Genomic DNA, 26,729 nt, shown 5'->3' with positions numbered 1-26,729 from the left:
CTTCTCTGCGTCTCAGCGCCTCTGCGAGAGATATCTTCCTTGGAACCCATACTATTGTGCCTTAAGAAGTTCGTGCAGATGAAAATGGAACTTACCGAGTTTGCCGCCGTAGTTTCCTGCCGAGATGGCTAGCACCCCTTCTCCGGCAGCGGCATGGAGTGCGGCGGTCATCGCCTTGGCAACTGCTGTCTCGTCGACGCCGTCGATAACGATCTCGTAAGCGCAAGATGCATCCTCGAACAGGTCGGTTTCCACCCGACCTCGGAGCGTGGGACAAAAGGCATCGTTGGTCGAAGCGACCATCCCTTTGTATTTCGAACCGACTTTGCTGCCACTGCGGACCACACCACCGGGGAATGGAGTTATCACTCCTGGAAGTGGAGCAAGGGCCTTGACCACTCGCCTGGCAGCGGCAAGTGCCACCTCGCTTGTGGTAGCTTGGAGGATGATATTCCCACCGGCAACACCCTTGGCAACACCAACCTGCTCTTCGACAAGAAACTCACCGTCCATCACGGGGATTCGCCAATACCGCCGCTCGCCAAGCACCTTGCTCTTCTGGAATCCATCGCCAAAAAATCGCAAATATTTACCGAGCGCAATCTGCTCTTCGGCCGTAGGCAGTCCGTTATACACAGCGGTCGTGGGACAAGTCATCAAGCATTGTCCCACGCGATTGGGAATTGATTTGGCCAATGCGTCCACAGAGAATCCGAATGCCAAGATGGCCGCACCGAGACGGCCGTCTGGTGTCTCGCTCGAGTCTACGAAATGCTCGACAGCAATCTCCGCATCGCAACCGATCACCGATGAGCCATAGCCAGTAACCTCTCGCAGCGCTGCATCGAGCCAGTAGTCATCGGCGGCCGTTACTACAAGCCGCACATAGCGCATGCGAAACGCCTCGGCAAAAGTGTCGACGATCTCAGTGGTGCCCAAGTGCAACATGCGCACCATCATCGCACGTTTTTCCGCGTGAACAAGGGTGTCCTCCGTTTAGCCACAAGTCGGCAGTCGAGTCCCGCTAGACTAAGAGGAGCGCGATGGAACGCTACTCCTCCTCGATCTCAGCCCGAGTCTCTCGCAACTTCTCCAAGAGTTCTCCCACTTGCTCCTGAACATGCCTCGTCTGGGAAACAACCAACATCCCGGGTTGCATAAGCTTGATCTCACCCTCACCACGGCCGTTGGTCATCCAGGAATCATACTCCACGCAGCTACTGATCACTTGGCTGAGTGAACTGTAGGGGTTCTTCTGATTCCCCCCGGGCACTTGTGAATAGTTGTTCACCAAGTCTTCTACGCGATAAACTTGCACAACGAGCGTGGCGTTGGCTCTCTCATGGGTAGTAATGAGCAGCACTTCCTCTGAGACAACATAGGTGAGATCTTCAAGGCCCGGTTGTTTAAGAATCAGATTCAGCGCCGACCGCAACGAGATATTTCGGAGATTGATAGTGACTTCTGTGTCTGGGCTGATAGCAACTTCATCGAGTGCTACATTGTCAAAAATAATTGGAATATCGTATTCGTCTTGCAGAGTATTGATCACCTCATTGAGTGGTTGATCCTCATATTGCAATGGCGATTTAAGCAACTCGTTGAGCACCGCTTCGATTTTCTCTTCCGCTTTTGAATCGGAAATAGTTGTAGATACACTTCGCTCACGATCCCGTTGCTGACGTCCCCCATATTCACCACCAAATCCACCTCTCCCGTATCCTCCTTCTCCGCCATATCCCCCACCACCAAACTGTGCCACAGCACGCTCTGAAGGCAAGAGGGATAGAAAAGCCACCAGCACCAGACTTGTCACAAAAAAGACCCGCGACATAACCTGCTCCTCTCTGCGCATGAAAGCGCAAACACGAGAATAGAAGTTGGCGAGCGTGGTTCCGGGCACGCTGCCTGATGGCCCTGAATATACCGCCGTGGCACGGAGAATGTCAAACTATTGTTAGCCGCGATGCGCAGCGCCAGCGCAGCAGAGCGCGTTTTCGTGGAGAATTTGAAGACGCGCTCTACTCCGCCTCGTGAAACTCGGCAGGCGCATCGCGGCTAACAATCCAAACCCCACAAAACAAGATAGGGCGGCCGCCACCACAGCGACCACCCTATCCAAGGGAGGGAGAAACCCGTCCCCGCAAGTGCCACGCGCACCACGGGTCCGTCTGCCTACTATGCGGTTCTACCCAACGGCATGACAAAGCGGCCGCCGCTGGTGTAGCGTTGTCGCTGGTCAAAGCGACACCAAGTGAGTTCCAGTTCCACCGAGTAGGTGCTCATGCCCTGTTTCTCAAACGTCACGATTGCCAGTCGGGCGGGCAGCGGCACGAAGTGATTGAAGACCAATGTATGTTCGTCGATCGCGGTAACGACCACGGTGATGGGAGCCATAGGCCGATTCTGCGAATCGAGTGGCGTGAGCTTTGCGCGAAGCAAGATTCCAGGCAGGTTATCGAATTTCGATTCTCTGTCGTCCTGAAAATCCGATTGCAAACAATCCGACAGATAGGGAGCCATGTCTGTCCATTCTGACGAAGCGACTTCTGGGTCAGTCATCAATTAAATCCTGTATTGATTGAATAGGCTGAATGATAGAGAAGCTAGTAACGAAAAGTTGAGAAAACTGCCTGCCGACAAGACCCCCGTCCTGTCGGCAGGCTCGAATTCTTACACACTGTCTCTGAAAAACTGCCAAGGCAAGTTTCTCAAAAGCCTGGAATCACAGAGGAGCATTGACAGTGCGCCGAGCTAGCCGTGTTGCCAAACAAACGTTTAGAGGAGCCATTCTGAAGTTCGTTTGAAACAAGCTACTGTGTTCTGAGTAAATGTACCCGACCCCTGAGAACGGGGCGGGAGATTTCCAGAAAAGCAGCGCGGTTTTCTCTCAAGTTTTATGAGACAATCGACACGCCCCGCAGGCTTTAACAAGCGGCGGGGGGATCAGGGGTTGGTGCGCGGAGATGACGATTGTGCCACGGCGTCGCATCGCTCAGTAGTAACGCAAAGCCGCAAGCGGCTCAATCGATCTGCTTGATAGCTTCTAAGACCTTCTCATCGTGACCGTCGACTTGGACGCGTTTCCACACGCGGGCAATCTTGCCAGCAGGGTCGATTAGGAATGTGCTGCGTTGGATGCCCATGGATTTCTTGCCATACATGTTTTTTTCGCGCCAGGCACCATACTTCTCCGCAACCTTGTGATCGGGGTCGGCCAGCAAAGGAAAATTCAGTTTGTACTTGTCGCGAAACTTGGTGTGACTCGCCACATCATCTGGACTCACTCCGAGCACCACAGCACCCGCTTTCTTGAGCGCCGCCTTGGCGTCGCGAAATGCACAAGCCTCGCGAGTGCAGCCCGGAGTGTCGTCCTTAGGATAGAAATACAGCACAACGGGCTTTCCTGTGAAATCGGACAATTTGACTTTGCTGCCATCATCCGCAGAAAGGTTAAACGCGGGAGCCTTTTGACCAGGTTCTACGAAATCGCTCATGGAAATACCTTCGTTCTCTGATTTCATTCCGAGGGAGCCTAAGCGACCGAGGAATCTAAGTAGCCTAATTGGTGTTTTCTGAACTGTTTACTCGGTTCTACCCAGATCCCTCAGGTCGTACAACTCCCTTCGGGATGACATTCGTGGCCAAGGCTACATTGCCTCGGTGGGGCTAGCCCCACAGGACAAAATCGGTGTAGAATTCGTGGTTCCACCAACCCGCCAAATCCCCCAAATAGAGAGTCACACTATTACCGAATCTGCCCCCACTGCCGAACGCGCTGCTGAGCGCAGTCTGCAATTGGCCCTGGCCGCTGCGCGCACCGCCGACGACAACCGTGGGCAAGACATCGTAGTGCTCGACATGCGGCCCATCACGCCGGAGTTTGACTACTTTGTCATTGTCACAGGCAACAGTCGGCGGCAATTGCATGCAATCAGCGAAGAAATCGACCGCACGCTTGAGCAGGAAATGGGCGACAAGCGAATGGGATTGGAAGGCTACAGCGAGAGTCGCTGGATCTTGCTGGACTATGGCACGGTTGTGATGCACCTCTTCGACGAAGAAACTCGTGAGTTTTATGCCCTGGAACAATTCTGGGGGTCTGCCGAACACGTGCCGCTTCCCTTCATCAGTAATCAAAACCCGTCCGACGACTGATGAATATTCTGGCAGAACTTCGCTCTCGTTTTCGCACTGCCCTTGCAGATTTAGATCCGGCAGCGATTGAATACGCAGAAATGGTCCTGCCGAGCCAGGACGCCAAATTTGGCGACTATCAGGCGAACTGTGCCATGCCGTTAGGAAAGCGGTTGGGGAAGCCACCCCGCGAGATTGCAGGTCAGTTGGTGGAGTTGCTCGAAGTAAGCGACCTCTGCGATCCCCCAGAGATTGCCGGGCCAGGATTCATCAATCTGCGAATAAGCAAAGAGTTTCTGGTTACGCAACTGCAAGCAATGGTTCAGGACAAATCGCTGGGGGTGACCCCGGCCGACAAGCCGAAGACCATCGTGCTCGATTATTCGGCCCCTAACGTGGCCAAGCCAATGCACGTGGGGCACATCCGTTCGACCGTGATTGGTGCCGCCTTGTATCGGGTACTCCAGGCTCTGGGGCACCGCGTGATCAGCGACAATCACATTGGCGATTGGGGCACCCAGTTTGGGATGATCATCTATGGTTTCAAGAACCTTGTCGATGAACAAGCCTTTGCCAAGGAGCCAGTGGCTGAGCTGAGCCGACTATATCGATTGGTCAACCAATTGGTCGACTATCACGACACCAAAGACAACAAATTGCCTGCCGTCGAAAAGCAGATCATTGCCGCGGCCCATCAATTGGAACAGTTGCACGATTCGACCGAGCTTGAGGACCCCAAAGCACGCAAGGCGCACAATCGGCAACTGCAACAAGCAGAGAATCAGTTGGCTCAGTTGCGTGAGACGCTCGATGGACTCCGCAAGAAGCTGGCTGCTGTAGACGACGATTCAGCCCTGTCCGCATTGGCTGCCGAACATACGGGGATCGGCCAAGCCGTGCTGGCTGAGACAGCCAAGCTACACGCCGGTGATACTGAGAACCGGGGGTTGTGGGAGCAGTTTCTACCGGCATGCCTGGAAAGCATGGACGCCATTTACATGCGCTTGGGGGTCACCTTTGATCACACCCTCGGCGAGAGTTTTTATGAAGATCGCTTAGCCGGGGTTGTGGAGGAGCTGAACAATAAAAACCTTATAACTGAAAGTGAAGGGGCGAAGTGCATTTTCATTGACGGAATCGACGCTCCCTTCATCGTGCAAAAACAGGACGGGGCATTTCTCTATGCCACAACCGACCTGGCTACAATTGCATATCGAGTTCAAGAATGGTCGCCCGACGCTCTTGTCTACGTGGTCGATCATCGCCAGTCGCTGCATTTCAATCAATTGTTTGCCACTGCACGATTGTGGGGTCATGATCAAATTGAGCTGGAGCATGTGAGCTTTGGCACGGTGCTGGGCGAAGATGGCAAACCGTATAAGACTCGCTCAGGCACGGCGGTGGGCCTCGGTGGTCTGTTGGACGAAGCTGTCGAACGGGCGCTGGCGATCGTGAGCGCCAATGACGATGCCCGCGATGAACCGTTGCTCTCTGCTGAGGAACGCCAGCAAGTGGCTCAGCGGGTGGGGATTGGTGCGATCAAATATGCCGACCTCTCACACAATCGCACCAGCGACTACGTCTTTAGCTACGACAAGATGCTCGCCATGCAAGGCAACACGGCTGCCTACATGCAATACAGCTATGCGAGGGTTCGCAGCATCTTTGCCAAGGGGAACATCGACCTTGAGCAATTGAGAGCCAGCGGCGCTCAGATTCAAATCAACGAACCCGCTGAGCGGGCATTAGGCTTGGCCCTTCTGCAACTGACCGAAGCCTTAGAGCGCGTCGCCACCGATTATCGCCCCAACCACCTGACGGCGTATCTCTTCGATGTGGCGAGCAAGTACTCGGCTTTCTTTGAGAATTGCCCTGTGCTCAAAGCGGAGAATGATCATGTCCGCACAAGCCGTTTGCTGTTGTGCGATCTTACGGCACGGACAATTGCCTATGGATTGGAGCTACTGGGGATTGAAGTCGTCGAGCGGATGTAGCCAAAGCTAGATTTGGCGGCACGGGTCTATTGCTCCGTCATTCCAAGTGCAACTTGATTACGCTGTGGCCTTCGAGTTCTAATTCAAAATAAATGTTTCCGGAATCTTCCACGAGAAGTTCCGGGAGAGTCTCGAGCAGGCTGAGTTTGCTCATGCTCAAGTATTTTTCTCGATTGGATATCATGACTCCAGCCGCGACCGCAAAGATGTCTGAATCTTCAGGCTCCTTCTCGAATGCTTTTTTGATGTCGCTTTGTTGTTGACGAATGAAACCGGAATGTTGGCTGTTGATGATACTGCCCTGTGTTATGCGCCAGTTTCTACCCGCGATCAGTTCTCCCTGGAGAGTAAGTTGCACTTTCTGTGGCTTGCCATCATCTCGCGTGGCCAAGTGACGGTAGATGATAAGGTCGATAGACTCGCCGTTTTTAGTGGCGATGCACCCTATGTCGTCAATTTCACTCTCTTGAGACGACTGCACTGACAGCCTCGTGTCACCGACCCTATTGTCGAGCATCTCCGTTACGTTGGTTAGTGGTATGGGGATGCCACCTCCTTTGGTGGTATTCCATTCCCACTGGAAGGCCCTGGGGACGCGATTCTTGTATATCTTGTTGGCAATGTGTGCCATCCACGAGCCTCCCCACTCTGTTCCTTCGCCCACGATCCACTTTCCATTCTCACTCAGAATGGCGAACTCCTGGATCTCGACAGGAAGTTTCTCGAATTGGGGGTACTGAGAGAGCTTCTCACGAACCATGCTGACCAACCTATCGAACCGTTCGTCGGAAGTGCCCACATCTGTGTAGTAGGAAGTAGCGAAGAACTTCATCGGAGTGCCTATTTCGCCTGTTGCATAATTGCGCCCGGTGGCACAATGGTCAATAATCTCCATACCCCAGGCATGCCATTTCCTCTTCTTCGCTGGATCGACGATGTTGCCCGGGCCAATGTCGGCCTCAGGGATCACCTCGAGGACGGCCGCTACGGTGTGATCGTAATGTGCAAGGTACTGTTCCTTTGTGCCGGACCAATGCCCCGGCTTGAGGTCGGGCTCCGTTCCCACGCGGAACCGCCATTGACTCACTTCGTCGAGTCCAAACTCTTCGACAAGAGCCCGAACAAGCTGTCGCACGTAGCTCGACCATACCCTGAAGTCTGCCGGAGGTTCCGTGTTGCCGTACATGTTCATGGTAGGATTTTCGCACATCGCGGCAGGGACGTTGTCGAGCACGATCCAGGGTGTGAAGCCGCATCTTCTGATGCCCGAGAGGAGCTCGATGGCTTCGCTAAAGTCGCAGATCGCGTTGCCGTCTGCGTCAACACCCCTGAAGTAGTCATCCTTTTCTTGCTTGATACCTCCCAGGAAACGCACACAGTTGATGTACTTGGCGAACCGACAAGTCTGCCGAAGCTGACTATGCTTCTCGTCATCCTTGAATGGGGCCTGCACGGTCACCGGGTAGACATTCCAGAAATTGTAAAGTGGTCCTGCCTCCGCATCGGTATCGATGACGATCGTGACTTCCGAGTTGGTGGCCTGCGAAGCTTCGCCAGCGACCACCGTAGAATGATGAAGACAAACGGCGGCAACCAAACAATGCACAGATTTAAGTATTCGATTCATACTTACACACTTTTGCGATTTGCACCCTACAACTTTGTTATACGATAGCCCACTACTTTCAGACACCGGTGGGGGACAGATGATTCGTCAATACTCAGGATTCTCATCTGAGCGGGACTGACGGTATTAACTTACCCAGAGTGATTCTCATACTTACCAAAAATCATCCGGCCGGCGCTTGTTTGCAGAACGCTGGTGACATTCACGCCTACATTCTGGCCGACGTATTCGCGGCCACCTTCGATAACAACCATCGTGCCGTCTTCCAGATAGCCAACCCCTTGGCCGGCCTCTTCTCCCACTTTGATGACACGCACTTCGAGTTGTTCTCCTGGTAGGAATATCGGCTTGAGGGCGTTGGAGAGGTCGTTGAGATTAATCACGCCGACGGAGTGGAGCTTGGCTACCTTGTTGAGATTGTAATCGTTGGTGACCACCTTTCCTTCAAGATGCTTCGCCAGAAGCACTAATTTCTGGTCAACCGTTTGGCCGGCAAACTGGGGGAGTTCACGGTCGAAAATTTGCAGGTCGACTTTGGGATCGGAGCGCAGGCGATTGAGGATATCCAATCCGCGGCGGCCACGTGCGCGTCGGAGCCGGTCGCTCGAATCGGCGATCGCTTGCAATTCCGCCACCACGAACTGGGGCATGATCAACTGATTGTCGATCACGTGGGTCTCGACCACATCGGCGATGCGGCCATCAATCACGACACTAGTATCGAGCACATAGGGTTTGAGACCCTTGATCTCCTTGGCAAACTCGACATAGGGAATAATAAAGCGAAAGTCATCCTTGGTTTGCAGCAGCACACTAATGCATGAATAGCAGACGATAGTGGCAAGCGCCAACCTGATCCAGTCGGGCAACCATTCTGGTTCTGTAGGCAGGAGGGGTTGCAGTGCGATTTGCAAGACGTAGGTCAGGAACAAGCCAATAATCATCCCGAAATAAACCGCCGTGATCGTGTCAAGCTGCTTGCGCCGAATACGTGCGTCAGCAACGAGAACTCCAATCGCGACAAAGAGGACTCCCAGGAATGCCAACCAGGGAAGCCAAGCATTCTCACTTCTGAGCGAATCGGTCTGCAGCAGTTGAAACCCCAATGTGATAGCCAACATCAGGAACAAACAGCGCAAGATCAGTAGAGCCATAGAATTCATACAATGGGAGATGAATGGTTGGGTCGGCACCGTATCAGTTAACGACTAGGCACCAGATAGGATCTCTCCATTCTATCAAGCAGAAGTTGGCGAGTCAGCCCTCTCAGGAACAAGGTAAATAGGTACCGAGCGACATCCCACCTAATCCCCTAATCCTTAAATCCACCCATTCAAGCCTATTGCATCTCTCGAAAACTGCTTAGTGCAAACCGGTCGGTCATGCTGGCCAGATAGTCGCAAGTGGAGCGACTGGCTCCATCTGAGGAGACCCTTGCCTTGAATCGGTCTGGGAGTGAATCTGGGTCGTGACTATAGCGGTTGAACAAAGCGCGGACCGACTCGGCGGCGACTGCCCGTTCGGCCAGGACATTGGGATGACGATATACGTGCTCAAACAGAAAGGACTCGAGTTCGCTTTTCTTGGCGGCAACTTCTGCCGAAGGAGCAACCAGACACGGTCCATAGTTCACGGCATCTTTCAGGGACGTGACCTGGGAAAGTCGCACACGAGTTGTTTCGACCAGATCGCTCACCAGCGTCTCGATCAGATGGTGAATGACCGTGCGGCGGAAGGCCTCAGGCTCTAGGTTTGAATAGCGAACGCGAACTCCCTCAGCAGCCTCTTGCCACAAAGGAACTGAGAGCAGATCCTCGAAATCCAAGAGCCCCAACTCTAGGGCGTCATCTGCATCGTGCGTGTCGTAAGCAATACTATCGGCGGCATCGACGACCTGCACTTCCAACAACGGTCCAGGCGAGCGGGGGGCGTCAGCCCCCTGTACGGCATGCTTCTCAGCGCGAACTTGCTGACCAGAAAGTACTTCCTCGGTGAGATTCAGTCCTGCAAACTCGGGATAGCGATTCTCCAGCAGCGTGACGATCCGCACCGCATGTTGATTGTGGTTAAAACCACCACAGTCGTGACAACACTCGTCAAGGATCTTTTCACCTGCATGGCCGAAAGGGGGATGACCGATGTCGTGCATCAAAGCAAGTGCCTCGATCAAGTCTTCGTTGAGCCGCAACACGCGACCGATGGTGCGTGCAATCGACGCGACTTCCAGCGTGTGGGTAAGTCGCGAGCGGTGGTAGTCGCCCAATTCGCCGGTGAAGACTTGTGTCTTATGGGCTAACCGACGGAATGCGCTCGAATGCACGATGCGATCTCGGTCCCGCTGGAAGGGACTGCGATACGGGTGCGCCTGCTCCGGGTGCGCCCGCCCTGCGGAGTTTTCGCTGTGCATTGCGTAGGGTGCCAACAGAGCAGCTTCACGATTCATCGTTGGCCTCACTTGCCCCGCTCAAGACTTCCCATACCGCTTCGAGGGACTGCGGTATCACACGCGTGCCTGCTACTGTGGACATGAAATTGTTGTCGCCCGACCAGCGAGGTACGAGATGCCAATGCAAATGGCCAGGAACCCCCGCCCCCGCCACCCGGCCCAGATTGAGCCCCACATTGAATCCTTCAGCAGAGAGTTGTGTGCTAAGTATCTTGGTGAACGTAGAGAGGGCATCCATTGCAGCCAGATGTTCTTCGGACGTGAGGGAGTGCAACTGACCTACATGCCGCAAGGGAGCAACCAGCAAGTGGCCATTGGTGTACGGGTAGCGATTCAGCATCGTCAGAATACCCGTACCTCGCGTAACGACCAGATTCTTCCGATCAGCCGCTACTTGGTCGGCGTACGTTGCCGCCGCCCGACAGAGAAAGCAAGTCTCCTCCGAACTTGGCTGCCACTGTTGAGGAGCCAGCTGCGGCTCTTGGGTAGCATCGCTGCCGGCCACATAGCCTATTCTCCAAGGTGCCCAGATTCGCTGCTCGTCCATTTTGTTGTCGCTTAGTACTTCATTCAGCCGCATCGCGCTAGCGACCGGTTTGTTTAAAACACGTTTCTTTCGAGGAATTTAGGCCCTCACACTGCTGGCAGCAAGACCGGCTCAACAAACCTAGCCAACGTGGACTGGTGCCCCATGGCAGGAATCGCCATAATCCCGGCCCTCTCCACCTCTGACCATTATAGGCATTTCATGCGATTTCGCGTTCAGCTCGACTTGTTTGCTGGTCCGATGGACCTCTTGTGGTATCTCGTGCGCAAGCAAGAACTGGACATCATGGACATTCCAATTGCCCGGGTCACCGAGCAGTATCTGGAAATGATAACCGTGCTGGAGCAGATCGACGTCAATGCGGTTGGCGATTTCCTGGAGTTGGCGACCCGGCTCATGGAAATCAAATCGCGGATGATCTTGCCCCGGCACGAGGAGGAAGAAAAGGAGGAAAGCGAAGTCGAAGATCCCCGGCAAGACATCGTGCAACGTCTGCTGGAGTACAAGAAGTACAAGGATGCCGCCAGTATGCTGGCCGAGCGCGGCCAACTCTGGCAGCGGCGGTTTGCCCGACGCGCGAACGACTTGTCCACAGGTGGAGTCGATCCAGCAGAGCAGCCAATTCACGAAGTCGAGATGTGGGACCTCGTCAGTGCTTTCGCCCGAGTGGTACGAGACAACGCGGTCACAAAGCCTTCAGCGATTCGGTATGACGACACCCCGATCGAAGTCTACATGGACCGCATTCGAGAACGATTGACGATCGAGCCGAACATCGCCTTCACAAGTCTCTTCCACGCCGACATGATCCGCTCGCAATTGATCGGCATCTTTCTGGCTGTGTTGGAGCTTATTCGTCATCACAACATCCAGGTCGCACAACAAGATCTGTTCAGCGAAATCTGGATATCTGCTAAAGCGGGCGATACGGAAGTGACTCAGGCGGCAGCGTAGGGCACTGCCATGCCCGATTTGCTGCCACCTTTCCCGAATCAACTTGCCCGTTTAACATGGGGGATTCTGAACCGTATCCTGCAACGAATCCCTCCATGATCGAAAACGCCCCCGTACAAACACTTGTCCACGACGGACTCACGATCGAGGGCTATTCTCGTGCCGCCGTGCAGACCTATTGGCGAGTTCCGGAACTGAAGATCGGCTTCGACCTGGGTGCCCAGCCGTGGTCGTTTATGGGGACTGAGACTTGGTTTGTATCGCATGGGCATCTGGACCACATCGCGGCGTTGCCAGTGTATGTGGCTCGGCGACGCATGATGAAGATGGAGCCGCCACGCATTTACATGCCGCCCGAAACCATTGATCCGATGCAACGGATCATGCGGCAGTACACTCGGCTTGATCGGGGGCGGATGCCTTGCGAATTGCTTCCTGCTCAGCCCGGAGATGAAATCGAGCTCAGTCGCGAGTTGGTTGTGACCGTCTCGGCCACAAAGCACACGGTCCCTTCGCTAGGCTATCTCGTGTGGGACCGGCGGCACAAACTCAAAGCTGAATACCAGGGAATGGCCGGTGAACAAATCCGCGATATTCGACTTAGCGGTCAAGAAGTCACCGAAGAACAGCGTCGGCCGCTGGTTGGATATCTGGGTGACACGACCCCACAAGGCCTCGACAATTGCCCGGCGATGTACGACGCCAAAATCCTGATCTGCGAGATGACCTTCGTTTCGCCTGAGCATCGCAAAGAACGGATTCACAAGTTCGGCCACATGCATTTGGACGATTTTGTCGAGCGGCGAGAGCGTTTCCAGAACGAACTGATTATTGCTTCCCACTTGAGTACACGATATCACAGCAACGCAGTTCATCGTCACGTGGAACGTGCCCTGCCCGACATGCTCGATGGTCGGTTGAAGCTGTGGCTGTGAGCCTTTGTTGCTGATTGAGCAGCTATCTTGGATCATCTACAATAGTTGTAGGCTCGCGAGGACCTTGTGAGATACCTTTTTCAGTGTTTGTCAGTCTAGCTATCAAATGTTTGCTCCTCAGTTTCTGGGGGATTTCTTGCGCCATGAATCGAGCTCATGGCGCAGGCGAAGTCCGGTCAATGGAGATCATCGTTCTCGATAAAGTTGGCAAGTCATTGCCAGATGCCAAGGTTCTGGTAGCCATGACGGGCGCAGAAGTTCCCTTGAAACTCGACTCTCAGGGGAAAGGCATATTGGAGCTTCCGGAAGGAGCAGATATATCCCTGCACCTAACAGTCCATGCTGCACATTCTGTCCCGGTAGAAGTTCATTGGTATGGCGAGCAGCTGCCTACTGATCTTACCATTCGCATGCAAAAGGGCTTGCCTATTGGGGGGTTGGTACATACCGAGCGAGGTGAGCCCATTGCAGGAGTTGGAGTGGCTGCACTGCAAGTATCGAGTCGAGTTGGCAAAGCGGGTGAAGTCGTCCCGGCAATCAGTGGTCAGATCGCGACAACGGATGAAGACGGGAAATGGCAGGCAGATATTGCTACGCAAGAGCCATTCGATCTACGCCTTCAACTCACGCATCCCGATTTCTTTAGCGACCCTGGCTTTGGAAAACGGCGGGTTGCCAGCACGGAGTTGAGCAGCCTGGACCATGTGGAAGTCCTTGAAGACCTGCTGCCACCCCAGGGGATCGTCACCGATGCCCACGGCAAAGCGGTTAGTCAGGCACAGTTATATCTCGTGTTTGGTGACGAGAAGTTCGTGATAGAGAATGGTCGAGCCGTACAAGATTCCGACCATGTTTCGGTAACAACCGACGAGAAAGGTCGCTACGAATTTCCCATTCAGAAGCAAGAGTTTTCCGTGGTTTGCCTGGCTGATGAAGGCTGGGCGACGGCAACACCGATACGCTTTGCTAAGAATGAGCCCGTCGACATTCGACTGAAGGAATGGGCGAAACTCGAAGGCAGCATTTCCCAAGGCAACCAGCCCCTTTCTGACGAAAAGGTATTGCTGCAAATGTTCCCCGACAGCAACAGCAGTTACCAATTTGTCGACTGGAACTACTCGACCAGGACCGACCACGAGGGGCGCTATGCTTGGGACCGGGTGATTGCCGCTCCGGCAATACTCGGTCGTACCATTGCGTGGTGCTCTGGCCAAGAAACTCCCATGAGTGAACTATCAGTCGAAGAGCAGGTAACTCTCGCTGCTGGCCAAACTACGCGTTTACAGATTGATCGCCGGGGATCGAAGATCTCAGGCCAGCTTTCCGCAGTAGGAAGCGACGGTGACAAATTTACGATTTCATGCGGCATGGTAACGCTAGAGAAGGAATCTTCGCTTGGCAACCTTCTCAAGAATGTCTTAGGAGGTTGGGGGCAGTCGTTGGATTTAGGAACTTCTGCCCAATTGACAGGAACCCAGCTCCCCCCGCTGAGCTACGTGGAGGCTCTCGACGAGAAGGGGCACTTTCAGCTGAGCAACATTCCGCCGGGAAGCTACCGATTGCTGGCCACAATCAAGTCGGTACCGATCGATGGCAATGAGACCCAATGGCTTTACGGAGCGAAAGTGGAAGCCATCACCGTGCCTGCGGACAAACCGGTAGACTTAGGAGCGATCGAGATTGTCGTTTCGGAAGTCGAAGAGGAATAAACTCGCCCTAATGCACCCGCTGCCCCGGCACTGCGCCCTCGTCTGGCGAAAGTACAAACACGTCTGACCCGCCTGGACCGCTGGCGATAACCATGCCTTCGCTCAACCCAAAGGACATTTGGCGCGGTGCCAGATTGGCGACCATCACGACCAGGCGCCCAACCAATTTTTCTGGTTCGTAGGCAGATTTAATGCCAGCAAAGACCTGGCGATACTCGCCGCCGCCGAGGCTAAGCTTGAGCTTTAAGAGCTTACGAGCCTCGGGAACGGCCTCGGCTTCGACGACGCGAGCCACGCGGAGGTCGACTTTGGTGAATTCATCAAAAGAGCATTCTGGTGCGAGGGGTTCAGCAGTGAGGGGTTCGGCGGAGTCGTTCCAGCGATCCCCATTTTCCGTACTCGTGTCGCCGGCCGCAGCAGCGACCTCGTCGGCGGCAATTTTGGATTCTTCGATCATGGCTTGTACATCCTTTTCTTCAATTCGTTTGAGCATGTGTTGGAACTTGGCAACTGGAGTACCTACCAATGGGGTTTGCGCCTGGTCCCACGAAGTAATTTCATTGTTAAGCAGTTCGCCCGTTTGCTCGGCTAAGCGTGGCAACACGGGGGCGAGGTAGATTGCGATTTGACGAAACAGATTCAGGGCGATCGTGCAGACATCTTGAAGGCGTGCAGCTGACTCGGGGTCTTTGCGAAGCTCCCACGGCTTGTTTTCTTCGACGAATGGGTTGGCTCGGTCGGCTAAACTCATCACCAACCGCATTGCACGGCTGTAATCGCAATTCTCGTAGGCCTCGGCAATTTCTTCGCCAAGATTTGCTGCAAAGGCAAAGAGTCCACCGTCACCTGGATACTCCTTCGAAAGACCCGTCTTTTCGACAAATTTGGCGGTGCGGCTGGCAAGGTTCACCACTTTTCCTACTAGGTCGGTATTTACTTTGGCAATGAACTCGTCAAGTGCCAGATCGAGATCATCAACGTGGTCGTTGAGTTTCGCCGCATAGAAGTACCGCAGATAACTCGGGTCCAGGTGATTGAGGTAAGTCCGGGCGTTGACGAACGTCCCCTTACTCTTGGACATCTTCTCGCCATCGACAGTGAGAAATCCATGGATATGCACCTTGGTCGGCAGGTTGTAGCCTGCCGTCTTAAGCATCCCGGGCCAGAACAAGGTGTGAAAGTAAGTGATGTCCTTGCCGATGAAGTGGTGGATCTCGGTGTCAGGTGACTTCCACCAGTCGTCGAAGTTACCGCCGTTCTGGTCGCACCATTGCTGCGTGGAAGCCATGTAGCCAATGGGGGCGTCGAACCACACATACCAATAGTTGCCTGGATAGTCGGGGATCTCAAAACCGAAGTAGGGAGCAGGGCGTGAAATATCCCAATCTCGCAGAGGTTCACCCAGAAAATGACCCTGCAAGTAGTTGGCGATTTCCGGCTGAAGATGCTTGCCACTCTGGGACCACGTCTCCAGGAAGTCGTGCAATTGCTCTAGCTCAATGAACAAATGTTTGGCCGAGCGGGTTTCAGGAGTCGCACCGCTGAGCGTGCTTTGGGGATTGATCAAATCCGCAGGACTGTAGGTCGTGCCGCACTTGGAGCAGTTGTCCCCTGGCTGATCAGTCGCGCCGCATTTGGGACAAGTTCCCCGGACAAACCGGTCGGCCAGAAAGGTCCCTGCCACGGGATCAAACAATTGCTCGACATCTTTTTCCTTGACTAGTCCGGCATCGCGAATCGATTGCCACATCGACTGGCAGTAACGCTCATTCTCGGGGTCGTTGGTGCTACCGAAATTGTCGAAGGAAATGCCGAAATCTTTCAGATCAGCTACGTGGGCTGCCTGCATATCGGCGATGAGTTCCGCTTCGCTGCGGCCTTCCTCCCGAGCGCGGATCATCGTAGCCGTGCCGTGGGTGTCGTCGGCACAAACGTAGAGGCACTCATTGCCGCGGAGTTTCTGAAAACGAACCCAGATGTCTGTCTGCACCGCTTCGAGCATGTAACCCAGGTGAATGTGGCCATTCACGTACGGCAGAGCAGAGGTAACTAAAAGTCGGCGTTTGGACATCGTGGATTGTGCTAGCAGTGCAGGGTGATTGATTGTCGGCTCATTGTAACGGGAGATTTTCTATGGTGGGAGGGCGCAAGTTAGTATTTGGCACGCTGTGTGCACCAAGTGAGAGATGTTCGAGTGGTTATGACAGCGTGGCAGCACTGCTGTCTGGAGTGTTTCTCGCGGAAACAACGGCTTAGTACCGCCACGGTAGATGCCAGCCTGCGAGTTGCCCTTGTAAGATTTACTTCTCATCAGGTAATTATCCCCCTCGTTCAAACGGAACTAGATCGTTCGATCGGTATGCAAGCCAGATTCGAACTAAATTGATGATCCTCCAGCGCGGATCGTCGCCAGTGGAGAAGGATCTCCCGGCGAGGAACGTATGGCAAGAACCCTTGTCTGATGTGCTAGTGGGATGTTACGAATCCGATAGACCGGGTATCCATGGAGGGAACCGATGGTCACGATGAGAATTTGCTTTTCCTTTGCCGGCAGTTTCGTGCTAGGCACTCTTCTCTCACTTGGTGTATGTCAAGCTGAGACACACCTGCTGGATTTTAGTTCAGCAACTTGCGGGCCCTGTCAACAAATGCGCCCGACCATTGAGCGACTCTCTGCCGCTGGCTATCCAGTGCGCCACGTCGACATCGGCCGCGAGCCGGAGATGGCTAACAAATATGGCGTCGATGTCGTGCCGACTTTCGTTGTCGTCACCGACGACCGCGAAGTGGCCCGCATGACAGGACCGGGCTCTTACGAACAATTGGTAGAAATGCTCGCGACGGCCAAGCAAAGTGAGGCCGCACCGTCCGGCATCGTGCCAGCATCTGCACAGGTTTCTGCGGCACCACAATCGTCGCCAGGTAACCTTCCAACTAGTCAGAATGCTGCGCCACGTGGTTCTTCGGCCAATGCCGCACAGCTATTGGAAGCATCCGTGAAACTCTCCGTCGAAGATGCCGATGGCAAGTCGGCAGGAACGGGCACAATTGTCGATGCCCAAGGAGGCGCAGCTTTGGTGCTAACTTGCGGACATATCTTCCGCGATTCCGAAGGCAAAGGCCCGATCAATGTCACACTCTTTTCTGCAACATCCGCAGGGGCACAAGTGCGAGAATCGGTACCTGGCCAATTGATGGACTACGACCTGGAGCGCGATCTGGCCTTGGTGATCATTCGGCCGACGACCCCGGTCCAAGCACAACGGATTGCACCGACCAATACGGCGTTAGCACCAGGAATGCCCGTGAACACGGTGGGTTGCAACCAAGGGGCGAACCCCACGGTCGTCTCCTCTCAGATCACAGCAGTGGACCGCTATCAGGGAGCTCCCAATGTAGAAGTAGCAGGAGCACCGATTGAGGGTCGCAGCGGCGGAGGATTATTCAATTCTGCTGGACAGCTCATCGGTGTCTGCTTTGCCGCTGATCCAAAAGGCAAGGAGGGCCTCTACGCCTCGCTTCCTTCGATCCACGCAAAGCTCGATAGCATGAATTTGGCCATGGTCTACGAAACACCACCAGTCACACCTACTGCCAGCGGACCACAGGCCTCGCTAGCCAGTGCAGCAATCCCTGAGCCACTCTCGGTGCGTGGTCAGGATGCGGCCGAGCAAGTATCTGCGGAGGATGTGGCCGCAGCGTTTCCCGGCTTTGAGAGCCGCGTCGCGCCAGCGACCTCGACTCTCAATCCGTCGGAGCAGGCAGCTCTCGCAGAAATCAAGCGGCGAGGTTGTGATTCCGAAGTGATCTGCATCATTCGTCCCAAGGACCCCACTGGCAAAAGCGAGGTCATCACGCTCGGCAATGTATCGCCGCAGTTTGTAGAGTCACTCGCCAGAGAACAAGCCGCCGAATCGAGGCCATCACCAGCTACGGCTGCGGCGGGGCAATTGCTACGCTAATCACCGACAGACCCCGCACCATCGGTATAGCCGTTGCAAGTAGGGGGACTTTGGGAATCAACCATTCTCTCTCGGACCACAATGCGTCCACTGGGCAACGTACGCTTACAATATCGTGCTGACTACTCAAGTTCGGCACTTATTCCTTGTACTACGTGCTGCCGAAGGGGAATGGTCTTATGGGACTGCTTGTTGCATTCATTTCGCTGATTAATATCGCATTGGGTTACGGCTTGGCTGTGTATTTGCGTCGAGCAATGGAACCGACGATCGGCAATAGAACAGTAGAACCACTGCCAGTGTCTGTGCCGGTGGCCAAGCCAAAAATTGTATCAGAAGATGCTCCAACCCCGGCTGTAAAGGTTGAAACTGCATCTTCTGAAACTCCAGTGAATCCAGCTGATTCGGTCGCCCCCATATCGGCACCCACTCCACAAACAGAATCGGCTGAGACCGCCACGGACTCGAAACCGCCGGTCGACGAAGAAAACGTGCTAGCCGGCATTGAGGCGTTTCGCGCTCAGTTGGCTCAAGTAAAGGACGAGGGCAATGCCGAGGTCGAAGAACCCGCCCTCACTTGATTGAAGAAACTCGCGACTTCAGCACTCAATTTCCGGATGCGCTCTGGATGATCCGATTCGCCAACTTTCGCCCCGTGGTGCTGAGTGGCAATTCAGCAAGTTCCGCAGGGCGAATCCACCGCATCGCCCCTTTCAGGCGACCTGACTTGTATTGAGCGGTGTAGCAGTCGAGCGTGATACGGTAGCGTGTCACTCCGTGCTTGATCGTTGTCAAAAGGCTTCCCGGTTTGGCAGTGATCCCGGTCTGGTCGCGGACCTTTGCTACCAATTCCTCTTCAACGAACAGTGGCCCCTCGCTCTCGATCCCAAACCGAGGAAAATCCCATAGTCCCGCCCAGCGCTCGTCTGGTCCGCATTGTCGCATAATTACCTTGCCATTCTTGCGAACAACCACCACTGCCTCTCGAACATCGGTAAATTTCATTTTGACTGAGGCGCGAGGTATCTCGTTTTGCAAACCCTCTTGGAATGCTGCGCAATTCCGCGCAACGGGACACGCATCGCACTTTGGCTGGGTCGGCGTGCAAACCAATGAGCCCAGTTCCATCAGCGCCTGATTAAAACGAGCAACATCGCGACGCGGCAGGATTTCCTCGGCCATGGCCCAGAGCAAGCGTTGCCCCACCGACTTCGTGGGGTCGTCCGGATAAGCCAAGAGTCTCGCAAGCAACCGAATCGTGTTCGCTTCGAGAATCGGTGCCCGTTGGTTGAAGGCAATCGAAGCAATGGCCCCCGCCGTGTACCGCCCAATCCCCGGCAAAGTCTGCAAGGTGGCGACGTCTCGAGGAAACTGTCCTCCGTGTTCGGCAACGATTTTCTTTGCGGCCGCATGCAGCCCCCGAGCACGTCGATAATAACCCAGCCCTTCCCACAACCGCAGCACCTGCGATTCCTCCGCCGCCGCAAGGTTTTTGACTGTTGGAAAGGCTTTGAGAAAACGCAGAAAATAGGGTTTGACGGTCTCCACCTGCGTCTGCTGAAGCATCACCTCACTGATCCAAACTCGATAGGGATCTTGAGACTTGCGCCAGGGGAGATCACGCTCATGCTTGGCATACCACGCCAGCAGCCGACGGCGAAATGCCTGTTTGCATTTCGAGTCGAGTATCGGTGAGATGCAGTCCGTTGCCATGAAAATCGTCCACTTGTTTCTCAGGTTCCTCTAGCATAGCGGAAACACCAGCATTTGACACCATTTTGTTTACTTTGATGCCTTCCCCATTTAGGATTAGATGTGGAAAAGACGCCGCAACGGAATGGAGGGTGTCATTCTCAATTCAGACGACGAGGACCCACAAATGAATTCTCTTCGCTCTATTAAAGTCTTGTATTGCAATCTCTGCGTTCTTTCCCTCGCATTCACGCTGCTCCCTGGCAAGGCGAGTGGAGAAATCTTTTTTGACGGAAACTTTCTCGATAGCAATTGGCAGTACACCGACATTGTATTTGACGACCCTCAAATCCCAGGTACCGGACCGGGAACTTCAACCGCGTCGACATTCCGAGCTGACAACGCCGGAAATCCCGGAGCCTACCGGGCGTCAACACACAACATCGCCTATGGAGATACGATCTATTCTCGCGGTCTGATGAACTCCGCTATTTATGTGCCTGTTGCCAGCGGGCCGATCCAAAGCATCGACTTCACCATCGATTTGCAACACCCTGGCGCAGGGAGTACCGCCTGGCAACTCATCGTTGAGCAAGCCGGTACCGTCTACTATTCCTACCCTCTCGGCGCTTTTTCTCAGAACCCCTTCTGGAATGATTTCAGTTGGACAAACCTCACCCAAGCCAACTTTGATACCAATCCCTTGGCCGGCGCATTGGGACAATCTCCCGATGGAAATAATCCGAACTTTTCCGCCACCGGCAACCCGCTGAAATTTGGCTATGCCCTGGGAAACACCAATGCCTCGGGAGTTCCCGGCATAGTGACAACGACGCACGGCGTTGACAACTGGCGCGTCGAAATCAACCCAGGTATTCCTGGAGATTTCGATTCCGACGGAGACGTCGACGGCAACGATTTCCTCGTCTGGCAGCGCAACCCAGGGATTGGAAACCTCACAGATTGGCAAGCCAACTATGGCCAGCCACTCGTGAGCGTGACGACAACTGTTCCTGAGCCTCAAGGACTCACTCTAGTCGGCATGTTCCTGGCCAGTTTTCTCGGTTGGCGCGGTGGGCACTTATCAGCTAGGGGATCATTTATTCCTCTCGGTTGAACCATCACGATATTAGTGTGGCAAGCCCAGCAAGTGTAAGGACATACCCTTTAGCGATCGGCAAATGAATTCGTACCTGCCATAGCGGAAGTCATTAAGACTTTCGTCGCAGTGTATAGAGGCTCACAATTCTTGACGAGTTCCGCTACGAGTACACCCACAATTCCACCTAGTTTTGGTGCAATGTTCGCAGAGGCATTGCTTCAAGAAAAGAAGTCCGGTAGTCTCTCGACGAACTAATCCACCGCCACACAGAGCCTGAGCCACTTGCCTCGCATTGCCCCAAACGCCAACTCCTCCAGCATGTCGATGCTTGTGAGGATGTCGGCCATGATGTTTTTTCAGCACCTTACCCTGGGATTGTGGGGGGTAACTGTTGGAACGTACTTGGCCGCGAATACCGGAAGTCAAGGCACAGGTATCTTCTCGTCTGGCTTCGTCGGCTTTAGTACCGCGGCGGGAGCCCTTGGCAGCATAGTGGCCCCGGTATTGATTGGCTTTGTCAGCGATCGTTATGTCTCGGCCCAGTATCTTTTGACTGCAGCCAACCTGACCTGTGCTATTTCTGTTTGGGGTATGTACCAGACACAGAGTGAACTGGTCTTCTTCTGCTTGCTGCTGGCGTACTACCACGGCTTTATTCCTGCCGTCACCTTGACGAATAAGATTGGACTACGGCATTTGAAGCGGCGCGATGCTGAGTATCCCATTGTGCGTAGCTGTGGGACTCTGGGTTGGATCATGGCTGGACTGTTCGTGGGTCTCGCGTGGCCGATGATCACGGGAGAATCAATCGAGTCCTCCCGCACGCCGCTACTACTCGGCGCGTGCGCTCACGTCTTGATGGCCTTATTGGCATTAACGCTTCCAGCTACGCCTCCCGAACGTTGGGGAACCAAGGTGGTCGGAATTCGGGAAGCGATGTTCGCCAAAGGGAGCATTTTGGGGAATCGCCCTCTGGTGGTGTTTCTCTTTTTCTCGATTCTGGCAAGTCTCCCCAGCATGGCTTACAACAACTTTACCAACCTGTTTCTCAACCGCAGTGGTTTCCCCAGCCCGGCTGCTCTGATGACCGTGGGACAAACATCGGAAATGTTGTTTCTGCTTGCAACACCTTTGCTGCTCGCGCGGATGCGATTCAAAACGCTATTCGCTCTAGGGATCGTCGCATGGACCCTTCGCTATAGTCTGCTGGCGATAGGTAGCATGTTTGAGATCTCATGGCCCACCTATGTAGCGATCTTACTCCACGGTCCTTGCTATACCTTGATTTACATCGTCGGAGTGATGTATGTCGACAAGCTGGGAGATCCCGCGCACCGGGGTGCTGCCCAGGGATTTCATGCCTTCGCCACCACGGGAATGGGCCATCTACTGGGAGCCTTAACCGTGGGCATGACCCAACAAGTCTTTCTCACTCCCCACGGGGTAGAACCGCCTCCCTACCAGTGGGTACCGTTCTGGCTCATCCCCGCGGCGATGAGCCTGGTGACAGCAATCCTCTTCATGCTGACGTTCTCCCCTATCCCGGCGACGCCCCAAGATGAACAATGAAAAAGGGGGAATTCTACTTAATTTGAAAACACAGAATGTCCTCTTATCTTCCTCACATCGGTAAAAGGTGTAAACAAGTGTCATGAAGTATATTCCAGCATTTGTCACTCTATTCCATTCAATCTTAGTGATTGGGATTGCGGCGATCATAAGTGTCGAGGGTGCTGAGTCAGTTATGCTATGGAATCTTCTTATGATTATTGACTTTCCGTCGTCATTGATCTTTGGGGCAGTAGGTGATGAAGTAGTCTCGACGCTATTTCATGATATCGAACTGCGATTCACCGTGGGATACGCAACCTTATTCATGATTCTAGGAGGAATTCAGTACTACTTTCTTGCGCGTCTTCTTTGCTATTTGGCGAAGAACACGGGACAGGTTTAATAATGGGGAAGGACAATGGGGACATTCTAGATTATTCGAAAAGCAGAATGCCCCCCTTTACCGACTTGTCCGGTCACCGACGATCGCGGCTGGCCAAAAAAAGTTGTGGAACTTCTCCCCAGTATCTTGATAATGGAGCATGCAATACGTCCTGGGAACTCACCAACGCTCGCAAGGACTTACGGGTTTGTTCGAGCTAGTTCTGCGCGCTAAATGAGTTCAATGCTTTGAACGAACAAGTAGCGGCCAGTTTCGTGGAGTTTTGGTTTCAAAACCCCGCCGCGCCCGAAGCAACGTGATTTGCGTAAGTCTTAACCGGCTAACGAGTTGAAGCCCAACGGGCCGGCGAAATGAAGGGGGGTTTTGTTTTGTAGAAAAAGTTTTCGACAAAATGTGCGGCGACATAACCCCTCCCGCGGTGCGCAGGATCGAGAAAAAATCGTGAGCTTTACATAGCCCGCGTAGCTTGCAAACGACCGCCGCCGTTTCGCCGCACCCCACTGCCGAGCTTCACGAGGCAACAGGGAAGCGCTTCCTTGGCCCAATAATCCTTGTAGAGAATCGCTTCCCAATCGCGATAATGGAACTCGCCATCAAGAATGACCAATGACCAACGATAAGAAGTCGGCAGTTTTCGGCAGTTTTCGTCAGAGTTCTCTGCGCCTCAGCGGCCTCTGCGTTAAGAAAATCAGTGTTCCCTTTTCGTAGAACGAAGCCCCTCGATCTGAACGACGGGCTTCGTACTCGAAGAGCAACTACCACAAGTCCCACAACCCGACGAGGTCCCTTTGACAAACCGCAACCAAGCTAAGCGCACCAAGTAGGTGGCGGCAACAAGAGAGATCAGTATGGCTATGACATCTTGCATGGTTACAACCAAATACGGCTGGTGATTTGGTAAGTGGCCAGCGCCCCTACGTAGGCAAGCACCGTCATGTAGGTGAACGTAAAGATGGGCCAGCGCCAGCTGTTGGTTTCTCGGCGGATCACTGCCAAGGTCGCTGCACATTGAGCACACAATGCGAAGAACACCATTAGTGAAAGTGCCACAGGTAAATTATACACGCGCTCCCCCGTGTCGTCCCAGCGGGCTGCTTGCAAGCGCTGCTGCAAGCGAGATTGGTCTCCCTCGCTCCCGACGTCCAGGTCGCTTCCCAGATTGTAGATCACGCCCAGCACACCCATGACCACCTCGCGGGCTGGGAACGAAGCAATTGCCGCGCAGCCGATCCGCCAGTCCCAACCCAAGGGTCGCACAAGCGGTTCGATGAATTGTCCTGCACGCCCCAGAAAGCTCTGCTGCTGATGCAGACTTGCTGTGAGGTGGTCGAGGTTCTCGGGCTGGTCAAACTCGGCGAGTGCATCAAGGGTTTCCGCATACTCGGGTGTGTCGGGCTGAGTCGTGGCCAACTGAGTTTCCAGCAACTCACGTTCGGCAGCGACTGCTTCGGCCACCTGGGATTCGTTGCGAGGATAGTAAGCCAAGGCCCAAACAACAATCGTCACGGCAAAGATAATGGTACCAGCCCTTTTGAGAAAATCCCAGCCTCGCTCCGCCATGCGGAAAAACACGGTTCGCAATGAAGGGAGTTTATAGCTCGGCAATTCCAACACAAACGGAGGCGTCTCACCGCGAAGCAGAGTCTTTTTCAAGAGCCATGCTACCATCACTGCCACAATGATCCCCACCAGATACATCGACAACAAAGTCAGTCCCCTCAAACCGACAATGCCGCCGAGGTAAGTATGAGCAGGTACAAATGCTCCAATCAGAATCACGTAAACAGGTAGCCTGGCCGAGCAGCTCATCAGCGGAGCGATGAGAATCGTTGCCAACCGATCGCGACGATTTTCGATCACTCGCGTGGCCATGATGCCAGGCACTGCACAGGCGAATGAGGACAACAGAGGAATGAACGACCTGCCACTGAGCCCCACGCCGGCCATTAGGCGATCCATCAGGTATGCTGCACGAGCCATGTAACCGCAGTCCTCGAGGATGGCGATGAAGGCAAACAAGATAAGAATCTGAGGCAAAAAGATGACGACAGCCCCTACTCCACCGATGATCCCATCGACGACGAGTGATCGCAAAGCACCTTCCGGAAGAAGCGAACCAACATGATCGCTAAGCCAACTCACACCGTTGTCGACCCAATTCATAGCCGGTTCGGCGAACATGAATATCGAGGAAAACAAGAGAGCCATCACCGCCAGCAGGACCAGCGTGCCCCATAGCTTGTTCGTGAGTACCTGGTCGATGCGGTCGCTGATAGTAAGTTGTCGCTCGTCGGGGACATGCACAATGCCGTCGAGTATCTTGCCAACCCAATCATAACGAGACATGGCTTCGACCGCCGGCACGGGAAGACCCTCGGCGGCCAGCGACTGGCGGATCGCGGCCAACTCTTCCTGCTGAGCGGAGGTTTCATGGGGAAGCAGGTGATGTTCGAGATAGCCATTGCCATCCAAGATAAGCCGGCTGACCAGATATCGCGGCAAGGGCTCCGCTCGATCTTGATTGAGGTGGTCTGCCAGTCGATCGGCGTGCTGCCGAAATACGGCCGGAAAGGGATCGTGTTCTGGCGGATCACTCTGCTCGGCAGCCACGATGAGTGCCATCTTGAGTTCGTCGAGGCCTTGACCGCGGTTCGCTTGAATGGGGATCACTGGCACACCAAGCCGCTCGGACAGCGCCGCGACGTCCATTTCGATGCCGCGTTCCGCAGCGACGTCGACCATGTTGAGAGCCACCACCGTGGGAAGCTCGCACGAGAGGACCTGACTCACAAGGTAGAGATTGCGCTGCAAGTTGGCGGCGTCAATGATGGACAGCACGATGTCAGGTGGCGCCTGGTCACTGCCACGTCCCAGCAGGACATCGACGGCTACCATTTCGTCGGGGGAACGTGGGGCAAGACTATAGGTACCGGGGAGATCGATGACCTCAAACGTCTGAGCACCGTTCTTGAATCGCCCGATTTTCTTCTCGACCGTCACACCAGGATAATTACCCACCCGCTGATTTATACCAGCAAGGGCGTTGAAGAGCGTAGACTTGCCTGTATTGGGGTTTCCCACCAAGGCAATGCGGAGCGTCGATCGTGTGACAGTTGTAGACATGCAGGGATCATACTATGGCAAGCGGATTTCGATCTGCTCCGCTTCAGTGCGACGCATGCAGAGTCGGTAACCGCGAAGCTCAAACTCCAGGGGATCACCAAGCGGAGCCGCCCCAACAAATCGGATCGCGACGCCCGGCGTCACACCCATTTCCAGAAGACGCTGCGCGAGTTCACCCCCTTGGGCGATCTGAACCACCTGGGCGGACTGACCGCGGCCAAGCTGCGCCAGTGTCGTCATCCCGCCTGCCTTGTCGTAGAAAACGGAGTTACTATCACACGCAACAATTCATCGCCACGAACGCACAATTTAGTGCCATTGATCCGGAGAATGCAGGTGCTACCAGGACGCACCATCTCCAATAATGAACCTTCATGGACGCCTAGCTCGTTGAGGTGTCGCACTAGTTCCATGGAGCCGACTACTGAACAAACTGTCGCCTGTTGTCCGGGGCGCAGCATTGCGAGCGAAATCATTGCTTCTGGGAATTCGGCGGAAGACATAGTAGCAAATCTGCTAGTGAGACTGTGTATCAATATCTGATAGT

At 54.2% G+C, this 26,729-nt stretch carries 23 protein-coding genes; 10 read left to right on the top strand and 13 right to left on the bottom strand.

What is annotated here, in order from left to right:
* Positions 1-51: 51 nt before the first annotated feature.
* The 4 genes from fhcD to bcp form a co-directional block, all read right to left on the bottom strand.
* Positions 52-960, bottom strand: coding sequence for a formylmethanofuran--tetrahydromethanopterin N-formyltransferase (gene fhcD / locus Pr1d_RS05585; RefSeq protein ID WP_210417894.1), 909 nt, complete (start codon positions 958-960; stop codon positions 52-54).
* A 91-nt stretch (positions 961-1,051) separates the two neighbouring features.
* Positions 1,052-1,834, bottom strand: coding sequence for an STN domain-containing protein (locus tag Pr1d_RS05580; protein WP_148072608.1), 783 nt, complete (start codon positions 1,832-1,834; stop codon positions 1,052-1,054).
* A gap of 344 nt (positions 1,835-2,178) precedes the next feature.
* Positions 2,179-2,562, bottom strand: a complete 384-nt coding sequence (locus Pr1d_RS05575; protein ID WP_148072607.1) for a hypothetical protein — start codon at positions 2,560-2,562, stop codon at positions 2,179-2,181.
* Between the two features lie 461 nt (positions 2,563-3,023).
* The gene (gene bcp / locus Pr1d_RS05570) at positions 3,024-3,497 is read right to left on the bottom strand and encodes a thioredoxin-dependent thiol peroxidase (protein ID WP_148072606.1); all 474 of its coding nucleotides are present in this window, start codon (positions 3,495-3,497) and stop codon (positions 3,024-3,026) included.
* 205 nt (positions 3,498-3,702) lie between these two features.
* Here bcp and rsfS point away from each other — a divergent pair, with 205 nt between their 5' ends.
* Entirely contained in the window at positions 3,703-4,158 is a 456-nt protein-coding gene (gene rsfS / locus Pr1d_RS05565; protein WP_315853116.1) for a ribosome silencing factor, read from the top strand.
* Positions 4,158-6,131 (top strand): arginine--tRNA ligase, encoded by a 1,974-nt coding sequence (gene argS / locus Pr1d_RS05560; RefSeq protein ID WP_148072605.1) that lies wholly within the window; start codon positions 4,158-4,160, stop codon positions 6,129-6,131. The genes rsfS and argS overlap by 1 nt, the downstream gene beginning before the upstream one ends.
* Before the next feature lie 37 nt (positions 6,132-6,168).
* Here the strand turns inward: argS and Pr1d_RS05555 are convergent, their stop codons facing one another.
* From Pr1d_RS05555 to Pr1d_RS05540, 4 genes are all read right to left on the bottom strand, one after another.
* Positions 6,169-7,758 (bottom strand): GH39 family glycosyl hydrolase, encoded by a 1,590-nt coding sequence (locus Pr1d_RS05555; RefSeq protein ID WP_148072604.1) that lies wholly within the window; start codon positions 7,756-7,758, stop codon positions 6,169-6,171.
* A gap of 131 nt (positions 7,759-7,889) precedes the next feature.
* Positions 7,890-8,912 (bottom strand): PIN/TRAM domain-containing protein, encoded by a 1,023-nt coding sequence (locus tag Pr1d_RS05550; protein ID WP_148072603.1) that lies wholly within the window; start codon positions 8,910-8,912, stop codon positions 7,890-7,892.
* Positions 8,913-9,097: 185 nt separating this feature from the next.
* Positions 9,098-10,201, bottom strand: coding sequence for a dGTP triphosphohydrolase (gene dgt / locus Pr1d_RS05545; protein WP_148072602.1), 1,104 nt, complete (start codon positions 10,199-10,201; stop codon positions 9,098-9,100).
* Positions 10,191-10,751 carry an HIT family protein gene (locus Pr1d_RS05540; RefSeq protein WP_148072601.1) on the bottom strand — a complete coding sequence of 187 codons (561 nt, stop codon included), beginning with the start codon at positions 10,749-10,751 and terminating at the stop codon, positions 10,191-10,193. Before Pr1d_RS05540 ends, dgt begins: the two co-directional genes overlap by 11 nt.
* 201 nt (positions 10,752-10,952) lie before the next feature.
* On the opposite strand from Pr1d_RS05540, the gene Pr1d_RS05535 reads away from it, so the two are divergent.
* From Pr1d_RS05535 to Pr1d_RS05525, 3 genes are all read left to right on the top strand, one after another.
* A complete protein-coding gene (locus Pr1d_RS05535; RefSeq protein WP_168205068.1) occupies positions 10,953-11,705 on the top strand; it encodes a segregation and condensation protein A in 753 nt (250 codons plus the stop codon).
* A gap of 95 nt (positions 11,706-11,800) precedes the next feature.
* Positions 11,801-12,640: an MBL fold metallo-hydrolase gene (locus tag Pr1d_RS05530; protein WP_148072599.1), complete on the top strand. Its 840-nt coding sequence runs from the start codon at positions 11,801-11,803 to the stop codon at positions 12,638-12,640.
* A gap of 143 nt (positions 12,641-12,783) precedes the next feature.
* Positions 12,784-14,349, top strand: coding sequence for a carboxypeptidase-like regulatory domain-containing protein (locus tag Pr1d_RS05525; RefSeq protein ID WP_148072598.1), 1,566 nt, complete (start codon positions 12,784-12,786; stop codon positions 14,347-14,349).
* 7 nt (positions 14,350-14,356) lie between these two features.
* On the opposite strand, the gene metG is transcribed toward Pr1d_RS05525, so the two are convergent.
* The gene (gene metG / locus Pr1d_RS05520; RefSeq protein WP_148072597.1) at positions 14,357-16,420 is read right to left on the bottom strand and encodes a methionine--tRNA ligase; all 2,064 of its coding nucleotides are present in this window, start codon (positions 16,418-16,420) and stop codon (positions 14,357-14,359) included.
* Between the two features lie 445 nt (positions 16,421-16,865).
* On the opposite strand from metG, the gene Pr1d_RS05515 reads away from it, so the two are divergent.
* Both Pr1d_RS05515 and Pr1d_RS05510 read left to right on the top strand, forming a co-directional pair.
* Positions 16,866-18,311: a trypsin-like peptidase domain-containing protein gene (locus tag Pr1d_RS05515; RefSeq protein WP_148072596.1), complete on the top strand. Its 1,446-nt coding sequence runs from the start codon at positions 16,866-16,868 to the stop codon at positions 18,309-18,311.
* Positions 18,312-18,490: 179 nt separating this feature from the next.
* Complete coding sequence (locus Pr1d_RS05510; RefSeq protein ID WP_148072595.1) at positions 18,491-18,892, top strand: hypothetical protein; 402 nt, start codon at positions 18,491-18,493, stop codon at positions 18,890-18,892.
* A 25-nt stretch (positions 18,893-18,917) separates the two neighbouring features.
* Here Pr1d_RS05510 and mutY read toward each other — a convergent pair whose 3' ends face one another.
* Positions 18,918-20,024, bottom strand: coding sequence for an A/G-specific adenine glycosylase (gene mutY, locus Pr1d_RS05505; RefSeq protein ID WP_148072594.1), 1,107 nt, complete (start codon positions 20,022-20,024; stop codon positions 18,918-18,920).
* Between the two features lie 166 nt (positions 20,025-20,190).
* On the opposite strand from mutY, the gene Pr1d_RS05500 reads away from it, so the two are divergent.
* From Pr1d_RS05500 to Pr1d_RS05490, 3 genes are all read left to right on the top strand, one after another.
* Entirely contained in the window at positions 20,191-21,120 is a 930-nt protein-coding gene (locus Pr1d_RS05500) for a hypothetical protein (protein ID WP_148072593.1), read from the top strand.
* Positions 21,121-21,450: 330 nt separating this feature from the next.
* Positions 21,451-22,674 (top strand): MFS transporter, encoded by a 1,224-nt coding sequence (locus Pr1d_RS05495; protein ID WP_168205067.1) that lies wholly within the window; start codon positions 21,451-21,453, stop codon positions 22,672-22,674.
* A 193-nt stretch (positions 22,675-22,867) separates the two neighbouring features.
* Positions 22,868-23,059, top strand: a complete 192-nt coding sequence (locus Pr1d_RS05490; protein WP_148072591.1) for a hypothetical protein — start codon at positions 22,868-22,870, stop codon at positions 23,057-23,059.
* Between the two features lie 870 nt (positions 23,060-23,929).
* Here Pr1d_RS05490 and feoB read toward each other — a convergent pair.
* Genes feoB through Pr1d_RS05475 form a run of 3 tightly spaced genes read right to left on the bottom strand, consistent with a single transcriptional unit; the run spans position 23,930 to position 26,685 of the window.
* Entirely contained in the window at positions 23,930-26,182 is a 2,253-nt protein-coding gene (feoB, locus tag Pr1d_RS05485; RefSeq protein ID WP_148072590.1) for a ferrous iron transport protein B, read from the bottom strand.
* A gap of 12 nt (positions 26,183-26,194) precedes the next feature.
* The gene (locus Pr1d_RS05480) at positions 26,195-26,422 is read right to left on the bottom strand and encodes a FeoA family protein (protein WP_148072589.1); all 228 of its coding nucleotides are present in this window, start codon (positions 26,420-26,422) and stop codon (positions 26,195-26,197) included.
* Positions 26,419-26,685: a FeoA family protein gene (locus Pr1d_RS05475; RefSeq protein WP_168205066.1), complete on the bottom strand. Its 267-nt coding sequence runs from the start codon at positions 26,683-26,685 to the stop codon at positions 26,419-26,421. The genes Pr1d_RS05480 and Pr1d_RS05475 overlap by 4 nt, the downstream gene beginning before the upstream one ends.
* Positions 26,686-26,729 lie beyond the last annotated feature (44 nt).

Origin of the sequence: Bythopirellula goksoeyrii, assembly GCF_008065115.1 — a bacterium.
GTDB lineage: Bacteria > Planctomycetota > Planctomycetia > Pirellulales > Lacipirellulaceae > Bythopirellula > Bythopirellula goksoeyrii.
This window is presented reverse-complemented; position numbering and strand designations above follow the sequence as displayed.

Coding starts and splice junctions, on each gene's coding strand:
- fhcD (WP_210417894.1), bottom strand. CDS start 960: ATGATGGTGCGCATGTTGCACTTGGGCACCACTGAGATCGTCGACACT.
- Pr1d_RS05580 (WP_148072608.1), bottom strand. CDS start 1,834: ATGTCGCGGGTCTTTTTTGTGACAAGTCTGGTGCTGGTGGCTTTTCTA.
- Pr1d_RS05575 (WP_148072607.1), bottom strand. CDS start 2,562: ATGACTGACCCAGAAGTCGCTTCGTCAGAATGGACAGACATGGCTCCC.
- bcp (WP_148072606.1), bottom strand. CDS start 3,497: ATGAGCGATTTCGTAGAACCTGGTCAAAAGGCTCCCGCGTTTAACCTT.
- argS (WP_148072605.1), top strand. CDS start 4,158: ATGAATATTCTGGCAGAACTTCGCTCTCGTTTTCGCACTGCCCTTGCA.
- Pr1d_RS05555 (WP_148072604.1), bottom strand. CDS start 7,758: ATGAATCGAATACTTAAATCTGTGCATTGTTTGGTTGCCGCCGTTTGT.
- Pr1d_RS05550 (WP_148072603.1), bottom strand. CDS start 8,912: ATGGCTCTACTGATCTTGCGCTGTTTGTTCCTGATGTTGGCTATCACA.
- dgt (WP_148072602.1), bottom strand. CDS start 10,201: ATGAATCGTGAAGCTGCTCTGTTGGCACCCTACGCAATGCACAGCGAA.
- Pr1d_RS05540 (WP_148072601.1), bottom strand. CDS start 10,751: ATGGACGAGCAGCGAATCTGGGCACCTTGGAGAATAGGCTATGTGGCC.
- Pr1d_RS05535 (WP_168205068.1), top strand. CDS start 10,953: ATGCGATTTCGCGTTCAGCTCGACTTGTTTGCTGGTCCGATGGACCTC.
- Pr1d_RS05530 (WP_148072599.1), top strand. CDS start 11,801: ATGATCGAAAACGCCCCCGTACAAACACTTGTCCACGACGGACTCACG.
- Pr1d_RS05525 (WP_148072598.1), top strand. CDS start 12,784: ATGAATCGAGCTCATGGCGCAGGCGAAGTCCGGTCAATGGAGATCATC.
- metG (WP_148072597.1), bottom strand. CDS start 16,420: ATGTCCAAACGCCGACTTTTAGTTACCTCTGCTCTGCCGTACGTGAAT.
- Pr1d_RS05515 (WP_148072596.1), top strand. CDS start 16,866: ATGGTCACGATGAGAATTTGCTTTTCCTTTGCCGGCAGTTTCGTGCTA.
- Pr1d_RS05510 (WP_148072595.1), top strand. CDS start 18,491: ATGGGACTGCTTGTTGCATTCATTTCGCTGATTAATATCGCATTGGGT.
- mutY (WP_148072594.1), bottom strand. CDS start 20,024: ATGGCAACGGACTGCATCTCACCGATACTCGACTCGAAATGCAAACAG.
- Pr1d_RS05500 (WP_148072593.1), top strand. CDS start 20,191: ATGAATTCTCTTCGCTCTATTAAAGTCTTGTATTGCAATCTCTGCGTT.
- Pr1d_RS05495 (WP_168205067.1), top strand. CDS start 21,451: ATGATGTTTTTTCAGCACCTTACCCTGGGATTGTGGGGGGTAACTGTT.
- Pr1d_RS05490 (WP_148072591.1), top strand. CDS start 22,868: ATGATTATTGACTTTCCGTCGTCATTGATCTTTGGGGCAGTAGGTGAT.
- feoB (WP_148072590.1), bottom strand. CDS start 26,182: ATGTCTACAACTGTCACACGATCGACGCTCCGCATTGCCTTGGTGGGA.
- Pr1d_RS05480 (WP_148072589.1), bottom strand. CDS start 26,422: ATGACGACACTGGCGCAGCTTGGCCGCGGTCAGTCCGCCCAGGTGGTT.
- Pr1d_RS05475 (WP_168205066.1), bottom strand. CDS start 26,685: ATGTCTTCCGCCGAATTCCCAGAAGCAATGATTTCGCTCGCAATGCTG.